The organism is Nocardioides sp. CPCC 206347 (assembly GCF_048654605.1).
GTDB lineage: Bacteria > Actinomycetota > Actinomycetes > Propionibacteriales > Nocardioidaceae > Nocardioides.
Window position 1 is genome coordinate 38674 of sequence record NZ_JBMCYZ010000005.1, and the last position, 15726, is coordinate 54399.

Sequence of the window (15726 nt, forward strand, 5' to 3'; positions counted from 1 at the left end):
CATACCAAGCAAATGCTTGGTAGGGTGCAGCCATGGACACGATTCCCGCCGTCTTGCGCAGGGCCGCGGACCAGTACGGCGAGAAGCCGGCGTACGTCGACGGTGACCGCACCGTCTCATTCACCGGGATCCTCGAGCTCGTTCGACACACCGCAGCCGGCTATCGGCAGCGCGGCTTCCTGCCCGGTGAGCGCGCCGCGATCTGGGCGCCGAACAGCATCGACTGGGTCGTCGCCGCGCTCGCCGTCTCCTACGCCGGAGGAACGCTCGTCCCGCTGAACTCCCGCTACACCGGTCACGAAGCCGCCGACATCGTCGAGCGGTCGGGTGCCACCCTCGTGATCGTGGCCGACGGCTTCCTGGGCCGCAACCAGGTCGAGGAGCTCCGGAACGCCTCGAGCCTGAGCAACGTCCGCGAGGTCATCGACATCACCGCTCTGGCCGACGTGGCGGTCGAGCCCGGTGACATCGACGCGGTCGCCACCGCCGTCACCCCGGACGACGTCGCCGACATCCTCTTCACCTCGGGCACGACCGGGCAGCCGAAGGGCGCCATGAGCGCACACAGCCAGACCGTCGGCGTCGCGCAGGCGTGGGGCGAGCTCGGCGGCGTGACCGCCGACGACCGCTACCTGGTGGTCAACCCGTTCTTCCACTCCTTCGGCTACAAGGTCGGCATCGTCACTGGCCTCACCACGGGCGCCACGCTCTACCCACTGGCCACCTTCGACGTCGACAGGACGATGGCGCTCATCGAGTCGGCCCGGATCACGGTGCTGCCCGGGGCACCCGCGATCTACCAGTCGATCCTGGCCGCGCCGAACCGCGCCGACCACGACCTGGGCTCCCTGCGGCTGGCCGTGACCGGAGCCGCGGTCGTGCCCGTCGTACTCATCGAGCGGATGCGTGACGAGCTGGCCATCGACACCGTGGTGACAGCGTTCGGCATGACCGAAGCGGTCGTGGTGACGATGGCTCGCCACGGCGATCCCGCGGAACTGGTCGCCACCACCTGTGGCCGCGCGATTCCCGGCATGGAGGTCGCGATCGACGCAGCGGACGGCGAGGCCGGCGAGCTCCTGGTGCGCGGCGAGTTCGTGATGCTCGGCTACCTCGACGACCCCGAGGCAACTGCCGAGGCCATCGACGGCGACGGATGGCTGCACACCGGCGACATCGGCGTCCTCGACGACCAGGGCAACCTGCGGATCACCGACCGCCTCAAGGACATGTACATCTCCGGCGGCTTCAACGTCTATCCCGCCGAGGTGGAACAGGCCCTGATGCGCATGGAGGGCATCACCGACGTCGCCGTCATCGGCGTTCCCGACGAGCGCATGGGCGAGGTCGGCAAGGCGTACGTCGTCGGCACGCCCACCTCCGAGGAGGTCGTCGCCTTCGCGAGGGACCGCCTCGCAAACTTCAAGGTGCCGCGCATCGTCGAGCACCTCGACGCACTCCCCCGGAACCTCGGGGGCAAGGTGCTCAAGAACGCCCTTCGAGGCTCGCAAGCTCCCACCTCAGGACCCGGGAAGAAGAACTGATGGATCTCAACCTCTCCGAGTCGGAGCTGGCCTTCCAGGCCGAGGCCCGCGCCTGGCTGGCCGCGAACGTTCCGGCGGAGCCACTGCCGTCCCTCGACACTGCCGAAGGCTTCGAGCTGCACCGCCAGTGGGAAGCGAAGCTCTCGGACGCGCGGTGGTCCGTCGTGTCCTGGCCCGAGGAGTACCACGGCCGCGGTGCGTCGCTGGTCGAGTGGGTCGTCTTCGAGGAGGAGTACTACCGCGCCGGCGCTCCCCTGCGGGTGGGCCAGAACGGCATCTTCCTGCTCTCCCCCATCCTGTTCGAGCACGGCACCAAGGACCAGCAGGACCGGTTCCTGCCGTCGATGGCGACCGGTGAGACGGTCTGGGCCCAGTGCTGGAGCGAGCCGGAGGCCGGCTCCGACCTCGCGTCGCTTCGCTCGACCGCGCGCCGGGACGACGACCGCGGCGGCTGGGTGCTCAACGGCCAGAAGATCTGGTGCTCGCGCGCCGCCCTCGCGCACTGGGGCTTCGGCCTGTTCCGCAGCGACCCGGAGGCACAGAAGCACTCCGGCCTGACCTACTTCCTGTTCCCGCTCGACGCCGATGGCGTCACGGTGCGCCCGATCGCCCAGCTCGACGGCGAGGCCGGATTCGCCGAGGTCTTCTTCGACGACGTGTTCGTCCCCGACGCCGACGTGCTCGGCGCTCCCGGCGACGGCTGGCGCGTGGCCATGAGCACGGCGGGCAACGAGCGTGGCCTCTCGCTGCGCTCCCCCGGCCGGTTCACCGCTGCCGCCGACCGTCTCGTCTCGTTCTACGACGAGACGCCTGAGAGCCCGGACCGCGACGCGGCGACCACCGCCGTCGTCGACGCCTGGATCAAGGCCGAGGCCTACCGCCTCTACACCTGGGGCACGGTGACGAAGTTGAAGGACGGCGGGGACATTGGCGCTGCCGGGTCGATCAACAAGGTCTGGTGGAGCGAGCTCGACATCGCCCTGCACGAGACCGCCCTCGACCTCCTCGGATCGTCCGCCGAGCTCGAGTCCCGCTGGCTCGACGGCTACACGTTCTCCCTGTCCGGCCCGATCTACGCCGGCACCAACGAGATCCAGCGCAACATCATCGCCGAGCGGATCCTCGGCCTGCCGCGCGAGCCGAAGGGAGTGCAGAAGTGAGGTTCGAACTCACCACCGACCAGCAGGACTTCGCGTCCTCCCTCGAGTCGCTGCTCGCCGCCTCCGACCCGGTCGGCGCCGCGCGTGCCTGGGCCGACGGCGACCACGCCGCGGGCCTCAAGCTGTGGCAGCGGCTGGCCGAGCAAGGCCTGACCATGCTCGCCACCGAGGCCACGCCCGTCGAGCTCTGTGTCGCGTACGAGGCGCTCGGGCGGCATGCCGTTCCCGGACCGTGGGTCGAGTCCGCGGCCTATCTGCCGGTTGCACTCGGGCGTGAGGTCGAAGGCGTGGCCACGGTGGCCGTGCCACCGCAGGTGCCGTACGCGCTCGACGCGGACGTCGCCGACGAGGTGTACGTCGCGGGACCGGACGGGTTGACGGCAGCAACCGCTGGCGACCTCCAGGTGTCGGTGGACCGGACACGCCGACTGTTTCCGGTGGTTGAGGTGCGAGGAGCGCCAGCGACGAGCCTCGAGACCTCCGGGGCGTTTGATCTCGCCGTCCTCGCCACCGCCGCCCAGCTCCTCGGCGCCGGCGAACGCGTCCTCGCGGACTCGGTGGCCTATGTGAAGCAGCGCGAGCAGTTCGGCCGCGAGATCGGGTCCTACCAGGCCATCAAGCACCAGCTGGCCGACGTACGGATCGCGCTGGACTTCGCCCGGCCGCTGGTCTTCGGCGCTGCGCTGGACCCGACCCCGCGCTCGGTCTCGGCCGCGAAGGTGGCCTGCGGTGATGCCGCCTACCTGGCCTCCCGCACCGGTCTCCAGGTCCACGGAGCGATCGGTTACACCCAGGAGTTCGACCTGAGCATCTGGATCACGAAGATCCGGGCGCTCGTCACCGCCTGGGGCACGCCGGCCTTCCACCGCGCACGCATCCTCGAGTCCCTGCTGGCGGCACGATGAGGTTCGCGCTCAGCGAGGAACAGGCCGAGCTCGCCTCCACCATCCGCAGCCTGCTCGAGAAGCGTGCCGACTCCACCGGCGTGCGTGCCGCATCGACGTCGCCGACCGGCCACGACGAAGTGCTGTGGTCGACCCTCTGCGAACAGATCGGGGTCGCTGCGCTCAACATCCCCGAGGAGTACGACGGCGCGGGCGCCACGTTCTTCGAGACCGCCGTCGTCCTCGAGGAGCTCGGCCGCTCGCTCGCGCCCTCGCCGTTGCTGGCCACCGTCGTGGCGGCGGAGGCACTCCTCGCGGGCGGCACGGAGGACGCGAAGCAGCGCCTGCTCCCTCGCATCGCTGCCGGGGAGATCGCCACCATCGTCCTCGACGGGCCGGTGCTCGATGCCGACCGTGCCGCCATCGTGCTGGCGGTCATCGGCGACGACCTCGTCGAGGTCACCGGCGCCACCGCCACGTGGACCGAGTCGATGGACCAGTCGGTCCGCCTCGGGCGCCTCGACCTCGCCACCGCACAGACGGCCGTCGTCGGTGACGGCGCGGCGGCCCGCACCCGTGCCGAGCTGGTCGGCGCCGCAGCCGTGTCCGCACTCGCGGTGGGGCTGAGCGATCGTGCTCTGCAGATGACCACCGACTACACGAAGGAGCGGGTGCAGTTCGGCCGGCCGATCGGCTCGTTCCAGGCGATCAAGCACCGCCTGGCCGAGGTCTTCGCCCGGACCGAGCTGGCGCGTTCAGCGAGCTGGGCGGCGTCGTACGCACTGGCCGAGGGCGAGGATCCGGCGGAAGCGGCGTTCCTCACCCACGCTGCAGCGTCGTACGCGCTCGAGACGGCTCAGCTGGCGGCGAGCGAGTGCATCCAGCTGCACGGCGGGATCGCGATCACCTGGGAGCACGACGCACACCTGGTCTTCAAACGAGCCCATTCCCTGAGCCACCTCTTCGGCGCACCACACCGACACCGGGAATCCGTGGCGCTCTGATCACCCGCCGGGGCGTGGGTGTCCGGGGCCGGGCCTTCTCGCTCTCCGTGTGCACGACCGCGGTGAATCCGTCCTCGCCCTGCAGGGCGGCCCGGATGGAGGGTGCGGCGAGGCGGACGACCTCGTCGACCGTCGCGGACGCCAGGGGCTCCAGCTTCAGGACGTAGCGAGTCATGGCGAGGCCGATCAGCTGGGACGCCACCAGCTCGGCCTTCATGGCCGACATCTGGCGACGCTCCGAGATCGGCATGAAGCGTGGGTTCAGGACCGCCTTGTTGATCCAGCCGTAGAGCTTGGGCGCGCCCGGACCGAAGCGCGTGGAGTTCCGGACCATGCCGAGCATCCGCTGCCGCGTGCGGGGGTGCTCGCAGAGCAGCAGGAAGCGCCGCAGCAGGCGGATCGCGAAGTCTTCGGTGGGGTCAAGGCTGTGCATGTCGACTCGATGGTGCCCTAGCCGAAGTGCTTTTCGTCAGCCCACGGGCTGGGTACACCCCGTGGCGCTCACCACAGCCAGCGATCGATCGAGGGGCAGCGGACAGGGCACCACGCGCACGCCGACCGCTCCGCTCGTCCGCGTCGCGGTGCGGACCCTGAACCACTGCACGCCCACCCGGGAGGGTCGGACCTGGTACGCGACCCTGCCGTAGCGGTCGGTCACCTTGCTGCCGATCCGGTGCCATGCCCCGCTCGCTGAGTACTTCACGGACAGGTAGGTCCGGGTCCGTGCGGACGTCCGGGCCGTGAGCCGCACCAGTTGTCCGCGCTGGACGAGGGTCGGTGTGGCGACGAGCGGGATCAGGGCCGCCCGCGCCGACACCCGCACCGCGGGCGCAGGCGCAGGCGCCGGTGCCGGTGCCGCCGCGCGGGCGGGCGTGTTCGTCCGCGCGGAGCTGAAGAGCGTCTTGATCTCGTTCCCGAAGGTGTCAGCGATCAGGTACGGCGTTCCGCTGGTCGTTCGACGAGACGTGACCGCCCAGATGTACCCCACGTTGGCGTTGGTCATCGAGATGAACCAGGGTCCGCCGCTCGCACCGCCGGTCAGCGGGCACGGGATCTTTGCGTCCCCGCCGCTGAAGACCGTCGTGCTGCCGGCGCACTTGCGGACCGTCTCGCCGTCGTACGGCGACTCGGCGGGCCAGCCCCACACACCGACCCGGTCCTCGCGGAGCGGGTAGTTCCAGGCCACGGCGTTGCCGCCGACGACGTTGACGAGGTTCTGCCCAGCGCGCGGCGCCACCTTGATCAGGGCCTGGTCGAACGCCAGGTCCTCGTCCTCGATCCACTGGGTGTGGGTGAAGGCCTGGGTGCCGACCCACCGGCCGTCGGGCGCGGTGCCGTTGGCGTAGCGCGGGACGAACAGGAAGTTCGTGTAGTACTTCCCGGGACAGGTCTGCAGCAGGCCACAGGCCTTCGGCATGCCGCTGTGCGCGCAGTGCGCCGCAGTGATGATCAGGTTCTTCGCCGCGGTGTTCACGGCTGCGGCCGAGCACACTGCGTTGCCCTCGGGCATGGTGAAGAAGAGCTTGCCCACACTGCGCGGCGCGGCCAGCGCGGCCGCCCGGCTGGTCGAGCCAGGCGCTGCGGCGCGGGGCGTGATCAGGTTGCCGACCTCGTCGAGGCCGAGCGGCACCGCCGTCCGCATCCGGTCCTCTGTCCAGTACGCCTCGACACCGGTCGGGTCGAGCGACTGGGTCATGGCCGCGGGAGCCAGGGCCACCGGTCCCTGACGGCCCGCACCCCGAACGCGTCCCTCGGCGGGTGTCGCCAACAGGAATCCGAGCGCGAGCACGCACCCCATGGCCGCGGCCCACCACCGCACGACAGACGTTCTTGGCACGCCGTTTCCCCCCCGGTTCCCCCTGGACTACGTGGGAGTAACGCTCGGGCGGGTGCTCAGGTCACGAGTCGGTGGTGCGGTATCGACCCTTGAAGTAGAGGAGGGGCTCGGTTTCGGCTGCGTCGGCGGTGTTGGTCTCGAGGTGCTCGACCTTTCCGATCACGACGTAGTGGTCGCCGCCCTCGTAGACCGCATGGATCGTGCAGTCGAGGTGCGCCAGTGCGCCATCGATGACCGGGGATCCGGTCGCCGCGCCAGGGGTCCAGTCGATGCCGGCGAACTTGTCGGCACCCTTCGTGGCCATCTGGCCCGAGACGTGTTCCTGGTCGGCGGCGAGGACGTTGACGCAGAACCGGCCCGAGCGCTGGATCAGCGGCCACGCACGCGACGAACGCGCGGGGACGAACATGACCAGCGGCGGGTCGAGCGAGACGCTCGAGAACGACTGGCAGGTCATGCCGACCGGTTCTCCGCCGCTCAGCGTGGTGATGACCGTGATGCCGGAGGCGAAGCACCCGAGAACGTCACGGAACTGCCGGGCAGCCGCCTGCGCCTGCGGGTCGTCGTGGACGGCGACTTCCTCGCCGGGGCGCAGCTCGAAGTCGACGTCGGCGTCGCCGAGCCAGGACTGGATCAGTTCGGGATGGGGCCAGGTCGCCCGCGCGTCGGCGCTGATCCCCTCGGGGATGTCGTCCCCGAGCGGGGGATCATTCGGTGCCGGCACGGCGCCCACGGTAGCGATCCCGGTCCCGCCGGCGCTCAGTGCCCGCCGCCGAAGTCGTGGCCCCAGTACGAGACCGCGGTCGACTCACGGGCAACCCAGCGCTGGTCGTCGACGGTCATGCCGTCGGTGCCGAACTCGATGTCGAACCCGCCGGGAGACTTCACGTAGAACGAGACCATCTCGTCGTTCATGTGGCGTCCGAGCGTCGCCGACAACGGTGCGCCGTGCTTGCGGACACGCTCGAGGGCGCGCCCGACGTCGTCGAGCTCGTCGACCTCGAGCATCACGTGGACGCACTTGCTGGCGTTCGGCATCGGCAGGAAGGCCAGGGAGTGGTGGCGCGGGTTGATGCCCAGGAAGCGCAGCCAGACCTTGCTGCCGGCCTCCTTGCCCACGAACTCGCCGGGCATGCTCATCGAGTCACGCAACCGGAAGCCGAGGACCTCGGCGTAGAACCGCAGCGCCTCCACGTCGTCGAGCACGGGGACCACGATGTGGCCGAGTCCCTGGTCGCCCGTGACGAAGCTGGCGGCGTACGGCGTCACGACGGGCCGCGATTCGTAGGTGATGCCGTGGTACAGCTCGAACACGTTGTCCCACGGGTCGCGGAACCGGACGAGCTCCTGGACGCGGCGCTCGGCGAGCTCCTCGCGGGTGCCGTCCTCGAACTCGACCCCGGCCTTCTGCAGGTGCTCGCGCGCCGCCTGCAGGGCCTGGTGGTCGGCGAGCTCCCAGCCGGTGCAGTCGAGCTGGTCGACGTCGGACGGGAACACCACGATGCGGGCCGACACCTCGTCGATCCGCCAGTACTGGTGATCCGGGTTCGGGCCTCGTCCCTCGGCCAGGCCGAGGACCTTGCCGGCGAACTTCGACCATGCGGGCAGGTCGGTGCTGGCGACCCGGATGTAGCCCATGGACTTGATGTCGATCGTCATGCGGGAGGCCTCTCCGTGTGGCGGGACAGGAACGCGGTGCAGATCTCGGCGAACTCCTCGGCCGCCTCGATCTGCGCCCAGTGGCCGCAGTTCGGGAAGACGTGGAGCTGGGCCTTCGGGATCTGCTTGAGGGCGACCAGGGCGCCATCGAGCGGGTTGACCCGGTCCTCGCGGCCCCAGGTCAGCAGGGTGTGCTTGCGCAGGCGGTGCGCCTCACGCCAGAGCATGCCGTCTTCGGCCCACTCCGGGTTCCAGAACGACATGCCCATCGAACGCATCGCCTCGAGCGAGCCGGGCGCGGTGGCGTCGGCGAAGCGTTCCTCGACCAGCTCGTCGGTCACCAGCGCCTGGTTGACGACCATCGTCGAGATGAACGCACGCAGCGCCTCACGGCTCGGGTTCATGCTGAAGTCCATCAACCGCTGGACGCCCTCGGTGGGGTCGGCGTGGAAGAGGTTCACCGACAGGCCGCCAGGACCCATCAGCACGAGCCGCCCGACCCGGTCGGGGTTCTCCAGCGCGAACCGCATCGCCGTACCGCCGCCCAGCGAGTTGCCGAGCAGGTGGATCTTCTCGATCTGCAGCTCGTCGAGCAGCTTGAGCAGGTACGACGCCGAGTGCCGGAAGTAGTTCGCCGTCACCTCCGGCTTGTCCGAGGAGCCGAAGCCCGGCTGGTCGACCAGCAAGGTGCGGAACTTCTCGGCGAAGCGCGGCAACGCGGAGCCGAAGTTGCTCCACGCCGACGCGCCCGGGCCGCCGCCGTGCAGCAGCACGAACGGCAACCCGCCACCCACCGAGGAGCCGCCATCGGGGCCGGCCTCGTAGTAGTTGAGCGTGATGTCGCCGGCCTTGGCTGACCGACGCGTCGCTTCCTTGCTGAAATCAGTCACGGTCAGTACATCCCCGGGTCGACCTTGTGGCCGAACTGCTGGGCGCCGTACATCTGGAGCGCCCGCTCGGGGTCGTTGGCCGCGTGGACCCGACCGGCGTGGGCATCGCGCCAGGCGCGCTGGAGGTAGGTTCCCTCGGCCAGCGCACGACCGCCGGACGCCTCGAAGAGCGAGTCGATCGCCTCGATCGCGCGGGAGGTGCCGAGCACCTGGTCACGGCGCACGCGCAGGCGCAGCTCGAGCGGGATCTGCTCGCCACGGGCGACGTACGCCTGCTCCTCGCGGATGTTGCTGATCAGCAGTGCCCAGGCCGCGTCGATCTCAGACGACGAACGCGCGATGCGGACAGCCGCAAAGGGGTCGAGCGAGGCCTTCTCGCCGAGGTACGCGGCGCGGACGCGCTTCTGCTGCATCTCGACGTGCTCGGCGTACGCACCCTTCGCCATGCCGATGATCGGCGTGGCGATCGTCGAGGTGAAGATCGAGTGGAACGGCAGCTTGTAGAGGTCGCTGGTGTTCACGGCCTGGCCGGGACCCTTGCACGCGCCGGTCTCCCCCATCGAGAGCGTGAACGCCTCGGGGACGAAGACGTCGTCGACGACGATGTCGTTGGATCCGGTGCCACGCAGGCCGACGACGTTCCAGACGTCGACGATCTGGTACTTCTCCCGCGGCACCATGAACGTGCGGAAGTCGACGATCTGGCCCTCCGCGTTGAAGACGAGACCGCCGAGCAGGACCCACGCGCAGTGGTCACTGCCCGAGGAGAAGCTCCACTTGCCCGAGAGCGTGAAGCCGCCCTCGGTCAGCGTCGCCTTGCCAGTCGGGGCGTACGACGACGAGAGACGCACCGTCTGGTCGTCACCCCACACGGCCTGCTGCGCTTCATCGGCGAACAGGGCGACCTGCCACGGGTGGACACCCACGACACTGGACACCCAACCGGTGGCGCCGTCGGCCGAGGCGATGTCGCGCACGCCGGTGTAGAAGGCGACCGGGTCGGCCTCCATGCCGCCGTACCGCTTCGGCTGGAGGAGCCGGAAGAAGCCGGTCTCCTCGAGCTCCTTGATCGAGGCGTCCGGAATGACGCGCAGACGCTCGCCCTCTTCGGCTCGCTCGCGAATGGTGGGAAGCAGGTCACGCACGCCGTCAAGTACGGCGTTCACCTCGGGGGCGAAGTCCTGGTTCATTGGGGAGCTCCTGATTTCTGCGACAGTCCGTCAAGGTCAATAATAGAACACGTTCTAGTTTTGGCAAGTACTACACGCCAACGACCTCTGAGTCGCGTGCCTTCAACATCAGCGCGATGTCGATGAGTTGGTCCTCCTGGCCGCCGATCAACTTCCTGCGGCCGGCCTCGAGGAGGATCTGGGCGCCGGAGACGCCGTAGCGTTCGGCGGCGTTGCCGGCGTGCTTGAGGAAGGAGGAGTAGACCCCGGCGTAGCCCATCATCAGCGTCATCCGGTCGAGCTGGCACTCCTCGGGCATGGCCGGCTTGATGACGTCCTCGGACGCGTCGACGATCTTGAGGAAGTCGACCCCCGTGGTCCAGCCGAGCTTGTCCGCAACCCCCACGAACGCCTCCAGCGGCGTGTTCCCGGCACCGGCACCGAAGCGCCGGACCGACCCGTCGATCTGGGTTGCTCCCGCACGGGCGGCGATCACGGTGTTCGCGACCCCCAGGCCGAGGTTCTCGTGGCCGTGGAAGCCCACATCGGCCTGGTGGCCGATCTCCGCAACGACCGCAGAGACGCGGTCGGCGGTCTGTTCCATGATCAACGCACCCGCCGAGTCCACGACGTACACGCACTGGCACCCGGCGTCGACCATGATCCGCGCCTGCTTCGCCAACACCTCAGGCGACTGCGTGTGGGACATCATCAAGAACCCGACGGTCTCCAGACCCAGGTCGCGGGCCAGGCCGAAGTGCTGGATGGACACGTCGGCCTCGGTGCAATGCGTCGCGACCCGGCAGATCTGGCCCCCGTTGTCCTGGGCGGCGCGGATGTCGTCCTTGGTGCCCAGGCCCGGCAGCATCAGGAACGCGATCTTGGCTCGCTTGGCCGTCTCGGCCGCGATCTTGATGAGCTCCTGCTCCGGGGTGCGGGAGAACCCGTAGTTGAAGCTGCTGCCCCCGAGGCCGTCGCCGTGGGTGACCTCGATGACCGGGACGCCGGAGCTGTCGAGGGCCTGCACGATGTCGTGGACCTCGGTCGCGGTGAACTGGTGCCGCTTGTGGTGCGAACCGTCCCGCAGGCAGGTGTCCGTCAACCGCAGGTCGAGGTTGCCGAACGGCTCGTCGCCGTGGGTGCCGGACCAGGTGCGCGCGAGGGTGTTCAGGTCGTTGTTGGAGTCGCTCATGTCAGTTGCTCCCGATGATCGAACGGGCGATGTTCTCGCCGACCTGCGCTGCGGCGGCGGTCATGATGTCCAGGTTTCCCGAGTACGGCGGCAGGAAGTCCCCCGCGCCCTCGACCTCCACGAAGATGGAGACCCTCTTGCGGCCCTGGGTGGCGTCGGAGGGGCCGTCGAACTGGGGCTCCTGCAGCAGCCGGTAGCCGGGGACGTACTCCTGGACCGCCTTCTCCATGCGGTGCACGGACTCGGCGATCGCATCCTCGTCGGCGTCCGGGTCGACAGCACAGAAGATCGTGTCCCGCATGATCATCGGCGGCTCGGCCGGGTTCAAGATGATGATCGCCTTGCCGCGCTCCGCCCCACCGATCGACACGACACCGGCCGACGTGGTGCTGGTGAACTCGTCGATGTTCGCGCGCGTGCCGGGACCAGCCGAGACCGAGGAGACCGACGCGACGATCTCTGCGTACGGCACCGGGGTGATCCGGGAGACGGCGTTGACCATCGGGATCGTGGCCTGGCCGCCGCAGGTGATCATGTTGACGTTCATGGCGCCGACGTGTTCGAGGCCGTTGACCGGCGGGATCACCGCCGGGCCGACCGCGGCCGGTGTCAGGTCGATCGCACGGATACCAGCTTCGGCATACCGCGGGGCGTACTCGCGGTGCACGTAGGCCGACGTCGCCTCGAACAACAGGTCCGGCAACACGTCCTGCTTGAGCAACCAGTCGACGCCCTCGTGGCTGACGTCGAGGCCCTTGTCGGCGGCGATCCGCAGACCCTCACTCGCCGCGTCCACACCGATCATCCAGCGCGGTTCGACGACGTCGCTGCGGAGGAGCTTGAAGAGCAGGTCCGTGCCGATGTTGCCCGGCCCGACGATGGCTGCGGTGAGTTTCTTCCCCATGGATCTACTCCTGGAATTCGACGACGAGTGGCGCGAAGCCGCTGATGGATGCCGCGACCCGGTCGCCCGGGACGAACGGCACAAAGGGACCCAGGGCCCCGGACAGGATCAGGTGGCCGGCGCGCAGCGGGTCCCCGAAGCGGTAGGCCTGGACGGCGAGCCAGCGCAGCGCCTCGAGCGGGTCACCCAGGCAGGCGGCGCCGGTGCCGGCGGAGCGCTCCTCGCCGTTGATGGTGAGCGACATGACCACGTCACGCGGCTCGAGCTCGTCGAGGCGACGGCCTTCGCTGCCGACGACGTAGAGGCCACTGGAGGCATTGTCGGCGACGGTGTCGGTGAAGCCGATGTCCCAGTTCTCGATCCGCGAGTCGACGATCTCCAGGGCAGGGAGCGCGACGTCGACGGCGGCACGCACGAGGTCGAGGGTGATCTCCTCCTCGGTCGCCGGGTTGATGTCGGCGGCAAGGACGAACGCGACCTCGGCCTCCACCCGCGGCTGCACGAGCGTGCTCATCGAGATGGGGCCGCCATCGACGCCGTGGCTGACGTCCATGTCGCTCAGCAGGTAGCCGAAGTCGGGCTGGTCCACGCCGAGCTGGCGCTGGACGGCCTCGGACGTCGCGCCGATCTTGCGACCCACGACGGTGACGCCGCCCGCAATCCTGGCCTGCACGAGTCCCTGTTGGACGGCGTAGGCGGCGGGCAGGTCATCGGTGCCGATCAGGTCACGGACGGCCGCACACGGCACCCGTGTCCTCTGGGCGTCCGCCAGGCGGGCCACAGCGGCCTCGACGGCAGTGGGAGTAGTCACGATGTAGATACTAGAACCTGTTACAGTTTTGTGCCATGACGGGATCCCATTCAGCCGCCGCGAGCGACGTCCTGCCGACCGAGGTCGACGTCGTCGTGGTGGGCGCCGGTGGCGCAGGCATGAGCGCAGCACTGCGCGCCGGCCGCCACGGCCTCGACACCATTCTCATCGAGAAGAGCGCCTACTTCGGCGGTTCCACGGCACGAAGTGGCGGAGGTGTCTGGATTCCGGGCAATTACGCGCTCAAAGATGCCGGGCAGGACGATCCCGGTGACCAGGACAAGGCCAAGACCTACCTCGACGCGATCGTCGGTGACGTGGTCCCGAAGGTCCGCCGCGACACCTACATCGACCGCGGACCCGAGGTCATGGACTTCATTAGGGAGCAGACCCCCGTCCGCTTCCGCTGGGTCCCGGAGTACGCCGACTACCTCCCCGAGCAGCCCGGCGGGCGGCCGCGTGGCCGCAGCGTCGAGCCGGTCCCGATGGACGCGCGCTTCCTCGGTGACGAGCTCGAGCGGCTGCACCCGGCGTACACGAAGGCACCCGCGAACCTGATCGTCACCCAGGCCGACTACCGCAAGATCAACCTCGGCCTGCGCTCGATCAAGGGCCCGCTCACGATGCTCCGCGTCATGCTGATGCGACTGCTGGCCATCGCCACCGGCAAGAAGATGTTCGCGATGGGCAACGCGATCGCGATCGGCCTGCGCAAGGGTCTCGCCGACGCGGGCGTGCCCGTCGCCTACGAAACCGCGCTCCAGGACCTCCTCGTGGAGGACGGCCGCGTCGTCGGTGTCGTCGTCGATCGCGACGGCGAGCGCCTGGAGATCCGTGCCCGGCGCGGCGTGATCCTCGGATCGGGCGGGTTCGAGCACAGCCAGGAGCTGCGCGAGAAGTTCCTCCCGCACCCGACCACCACCGACTGGTCGACCGGCGCCAAGTCCAACACCGGCGGAGGACTCCTCGCCGGCATGACCGTCGGCGCCGCCACCGACCTGCTCGACGACGCCTGGTGGGGACCGACCATCCCGCTCCCCGGCCGCGCCTGGTTCTGCCTGGCCGAGCGCAACCTGCCCGGCTCGATCATCGTGAACTCCGCCGGCAAGCGGTACATGAACGAGGCACTCCCCTACGTCGAGGCCACCCACGAGATCTACAAGGGCGAGGCCACCGGCGTGCCGCACGTCCCGTCGTACATGGTCTTCGACCAGACCTACCGCAACAGGTACCTCTTCGCCGGCGTTCCGGGTCGCCAGCCGTTCCCCGGGCGCTGGTACAAGGACAAGGTCGTGGCGCGGGCCGACTCGCTCGCCGAACTGGCCGACCTGGTCGGGCTCCCCGCAGAAGCGCTGGGCTCGACCGTCGAGCGCTTCAACGGATTCGCGCGCAGTGGCGTCGACGAGGACTTCCACCGCGGCGAGAGCGCGTACGACAAGTACTACTCCGACCCCAAGGTGAAGCCCAACTGCTCGCTCGCCCCGATCGAGAAGGGGCCGTTCTACGCCGTCAAGATCGTGCCGGGCGACCTCGGCACCAAGGGCGGCCTGGTCACCGACGAACACGCCCGCGTGCTGCGCGAGGACGGGTCGGTCATCGGTGGCCTGTACGCCGCCGGCAACGTGTCGTCTGCCGTCATGGGCAACACCTACCCCGGGCCCGGCGGCACCATCGGTCCCGCCCTCGTGTTCGGCTACCTCGCCGTCGAAGACATCACCGCTAGTTGAGGTGCGAGCGCCAGCGAGCCTCGAAACCCCCGCAGCCTGAAGGAGAACTCCCCATGCCCATCGATCCGTCCGTCGCGATCGGCGCCGACCTCGGCGCCCGCACGTTCTCGTGGACCGAGTCCGACGTGCTGCTCTACCACCTCGGCATCGGCGCCGGCATGCGTGCTGGTGACAACGTCAATCCGGTCGCCCTGCGATCCACGCTCGACAACGCGGCGCTGCAGGTGCTGCCGTCGTTCGGCGTCGTGGCACCGACCTTCCACGAGACGGACCCGCCGCCGCTGGACCTCCCGGGCTGCGACATCAACCTGGCGCAGGTCGTCCACGGCTCCCAGTCGATCTCCGTGTCCGGGCCGCTGCCGACCTCGGGTACGGCGACCATCCGCACCACGCTCACCGACATCTGGGACAAGGGCAAGGCCGCGGTGATCTGGCAGGAGGCCGTCGCCACGTCCGGCACCGACGGGTCCGGCGAGGAGCTGTGGCGGGTGCGCTCGTCGATCTTCGTCAAGGGCGAGGGCGGCTGGGGCGGCGACCGGGGCACGAGTGAGCCCGTCGTGGTGCCCGAGCGCGCACCCGACCACACGTCGTCGTACACGGTCACACCGCAGCAGGCGCTGCTCTACCGCCTGTGCGGTGACCGCAACCCGCTCCACGCCGACCCGGACTTCGCCAAGGCCGCTGGCTTCCCGGCGCCGATCCTGCACGGACTCTGCTCCTACGGGATCGTGCTGCGCGAGCTGACCGACGGCCTGCTCGGTGGCGACGCCGCCGCGGTGGCCGGGTTCACGGGCCGCTTCGCGGGCGTCGTGTTCCCCGGCGAGGCCATCAAGGTCACCGGGTGGCGCGAGGGCGACCGGATCGTGGCGATCGCCGCGATCGACGGCGGGGACCGCGACGGCTCCCCCGTGCTGGCTGACTGCGTGGTCGACCTCACCGCTTGAG

At 69.4% G+C, this 15726-nt stretch carries 15 protein-coding genes; 6 read left to right on the forward strand and 9 right to left on the reverse strand.

Annotated elements, in window-relative coordinates; translation table 11 throughout:
• Positions 1 to 32 precede the first annotated feature (32 nt).
• Genes ACOACQ_RS17050 through ACOACQ_RS17065 form a run of 4 tightly spaced genes read left to right on the forward strand, consistent with a single transcriptional unit; the run spans position 33 to position 4592 of the window.
• Complete coding sequence (locus ACOACQ_RS17050) at positions 33 to 1544, forward strand: FadD3 family acyl-CoA ligase (RefSeq protein WP_420288854.1); 1512 nt, start codon at positions 33 to 35, stop codon at positions 1542 to 1544.
• Positions 1544 to 2704, forward strand: a complete 1161-nt coding sequence (locus ACOACQ_RS17055; RefSeq protein WP_420288855.1) for an acyl-CoA dehydrogenase family protein — start codon at positions 1544 to 1546, stop codon at positions 2702 to 2704. The genes ACOACQ_RS17050 and ACOACQ_RS17055 overlap by 1 nt, the downstream gene beginning before the upstream one ends.
• Positions 2701 to 3609: an acyl-CoA dehydrogenase family protein gene (locus tag ACOACQ_RS17060; RefSeq protein ID WP_420288856.1), complete on the forward strand. Its 909-nt coding sequence runs from the start codon at positions 2701 to 2703 to the stop codon at positions 3607 to 3609. The genes ACOACQ_RS17055 and ACOACQ_RS17060 overlap by 4 nt, the downstream gene beginning before the upstream one ends.
• On the forward strand, positions 3606 to 4592 hold the full coding sequence (locus ACOACQ_RS17065; protein WP_420288857.1) for an acyl-CoA dehydrogenase family protein: 987 nt from the start codon (positions 3606 to 3608) through the stop codon (positions 4590 to 4592). The genes ACOACQ_RS17060 and ACOACQ_RS17065 overlap by 4 nt, the downstream gene beginning before the upstream one ends.
• Here ACOACQ_RS17065 and ACOACQ_RS17070 read toward each other — a convergent pair.
• From ACOACQ_RS17070 to ACOACQ_RS17110, 9 genes are all read right to left on the reverse strand, one after another.
• Entirely contained in the window at positions 4522 to 5025 is a 504-nt protein-coding gene (locus ACOACQ_RS17070; RefSeq protein ID WP_378598015.1) for a hypothetical protein, read from the reverse strand. The two genes, ACOACQ_RS17065 and ACOACQ_RS17070, sit on opposite strands and share 71 nt — an antisense overlap.
• A gap of 36 nt (positions 5026 to 5061) precedes the next feature.
• Positions 5062 to 6411 carry a trypsin-like serine peptidase gene (locus ACOACQ_RS17075; RefSeq protein WP_420288858.1) on the reverse strand — a complete coding sequence of 450 codons (1350 nt, stop codon included), beginning with the start codon at positions 6409 to 6411 and terminating at the stop codon, positions 5062 to 5064.
• Positions 6412 to 6490: 79 nt separating this feature from the next.
• Positions 6491 to 7153 (reverse strand): flavin reductase family protein, encoded by a 663-nt coding sequence (locus ACOACQ_RS17080; RefSeq protein WP_420288859.1) that lies wholly within the window; start codon positions 7151 to 7153, stop codon positions 6491 to 6493.
• A 35-nt stretch (positions 7154 to 7188) separates the two neighbouring features.
• Positions 7189 to 8088, reverse strand: a complete 900-nt coding sequence (hsaC, locus tag ACOACQ_RS17085) for an iron-dependent extradiol dioxygenase HsaC (protein ID WP_420288860.1) — start codon at positions 8086 to 8088, stop codon at positions 7189 to 7191.
• Positions 8085 to 8978, reverse strand: a complete 894-nt coding sequence (hsaD, locus tag ACOACQ_RS17090) for a 4,5:9,10-diseco-3-hydroxy-5,9,17-trioxoandrosta-1(10),2-diene-4-oate hydrolase (RefSeq protein WP_420288861.1) — start codon at positions 8976 to 8978, stop codon at positions 8085 to 8087. The genes hsaC and hsaD overlap by 4 nt, the downstream gene beginning before the upstream one ends.
• Positions 8979 to 8980: 2 nt before the next feature.
• Complete coding sequence (gene hsaA / locus ACOACQ_RS17095; protein WP_420288862.1) at positions 8981 to 10168, reverse strand: 3-hydroxy-9,10-secoandrosta-1,3,5(10)-triene-9,17-dione monooxygenase oxygenase subunit; 1188 nt, start codon at positions 10166 to 10168, stop codon at positions 8981 to 8983.
• A gap of 70 nt (positions 10169 to 10238) precedes the next feature.
• The gene (gene dmpG / locus ACOACQ_RS17100) at positions 10239 to 11339 is read right to left on the reverse strand and encodes a 4-hydroxy-2-oxovalerate aldolase (RefSeq protein WP_420288863.1); all 1101 of its coding nucleotides are present in this window, start codon (positions 11337 to 11339) and stop codon (positions 10239 to 10241) included.
• 1 nt (position 11340) lies between these two features.
• The gene (locus ACOACQ_RS17105) at positions 11341 to 12243 is read right to left on the reverse strand and encodes an acetaldehyde dehydrogenase (acetylating) (RefSeq protein ID WP_420288864.1); all 903 of its coding nucleotides are present in this window, start codon (positions 12241 to 12243) and stop codon (positions 11341 to 11343) included.
• Positions 12244 to 12247: 4 nt separating this feature from the next.
• Positions 12248 to 13054 (reverse strand): 2-keto-4-pentenoate hydratase, encoded by an 807-nt coding sequence (locus tag ACOACQ_RS17110; protein WP_378597997.1) that lies wholly within the window; start codon positions 13052 to 13054, stop codon positions 12248 to 12250.
• Between the two features lie 35 nt (positions 13055 to 13089).
• Between ACOACQ_RS17110 and kstD the strand changes: the two genes are divergently transcribed.
• A complete protein-coding gene (gene kstD / locus ACOACQ_RS17115) occupies positions 13090 to 14781 on the forward strand; it encodes a 3-oxosteroid 1-dehydrogenase (protein WP_420288865.1) in 1692 nt (563 codons plus the stop codon).
• Positions 14782 to 14834: 53 nt separating this feature from the next.
• Complete coding sequence (locus tag ACOACQ_RS17120) at positions 14835 to 15725, forward strand: MaoC/PaaZ C-terminal domain-containing protein (protein ID WP_420288866.1); 891 nt, start codon at positions 14835 to 14837, stop codon at positions 15723 to 15725.
• Position 15726 lies beyond the last annotated feature (1 nt).

What these genes read in the sequence shown, in the direction of transcription:
- ACOACQ_RS17065 (WP_420288857.1), top strand. Translation starts at nt 3,606, where the DNA reads ATGAGGTTCGCGCTCAGCGAGGAACAGGCCGAGCTCGCCTCCACCATC.
- ACOACQ_RS17070 (WP_378598015.1), bottom strand. Translation starts at nt 5,025, where the DNA reads ATGCACAGCCTTGACCCCACCGAAGACTTCGCGATCCGCCTGCTGCGG.
- kstD (WP_420288865.1), top strand. Translation starts at nt 13,090, where the DNA reads ATGACGGGATCCCATTCAGCCGCCGCGAGCGACGTCCTGCCGACCGAG.
- ACOACQ_RS17105 (WP_420288864.1), bottom strand. Translation starts at nt 12,243, where the DNA reads ATGGGGAAGAAACTCACCGCAGCCATCGTCGGGCCGGGCAACATCGGC.
- ACOACQ_RS17055 (WP_420288855.1), top strand. Translation starts at nt 1,544, where the DNA reads ATGGATCTCAACCTCTCCGAGTCGGAGCTGGCCTTCCAGGCCGAGGCC.
- ACOACQ_RS17050 (WP_420288854.1), top strand. Translation starts at nt 33, where the DNA reads ATGGACACGATTCCCGCCGTCTTGCGCAGGGCCGCGGACCAGTACGGC.
- dmpG (WP_420288863.1), bottom strand. Translation starts at nt 11,339, where the DNA reads ATGAGCGACTCCAACAACGACCTGAACACCCTCGCGCGCACCTGGTCC.
- hsaC (WP_420288860.1), bottom strand. Translation starts at nt 8,088, where the DNA reads ATGACGATCGACATCAAGTCCATGGGCTACATCCGGGTCGCCAGCACC.
- ACOACQ_RS17120 (WP_420288866.1), top strand. Translation starts at nt 14,835, where the DNA reads ATGCCCATCGATCCGTCCGTCGCGATCGGCGCCGACCTCGGCGCCCGC.
- hsaA (WP_420288862.1), bottom strand. Translation starts at nt 10,168, where the DNA reads ATGAACCAGGACTTCGCCCCCGAGGTGAACGCCGTACTTGACGGCGTG.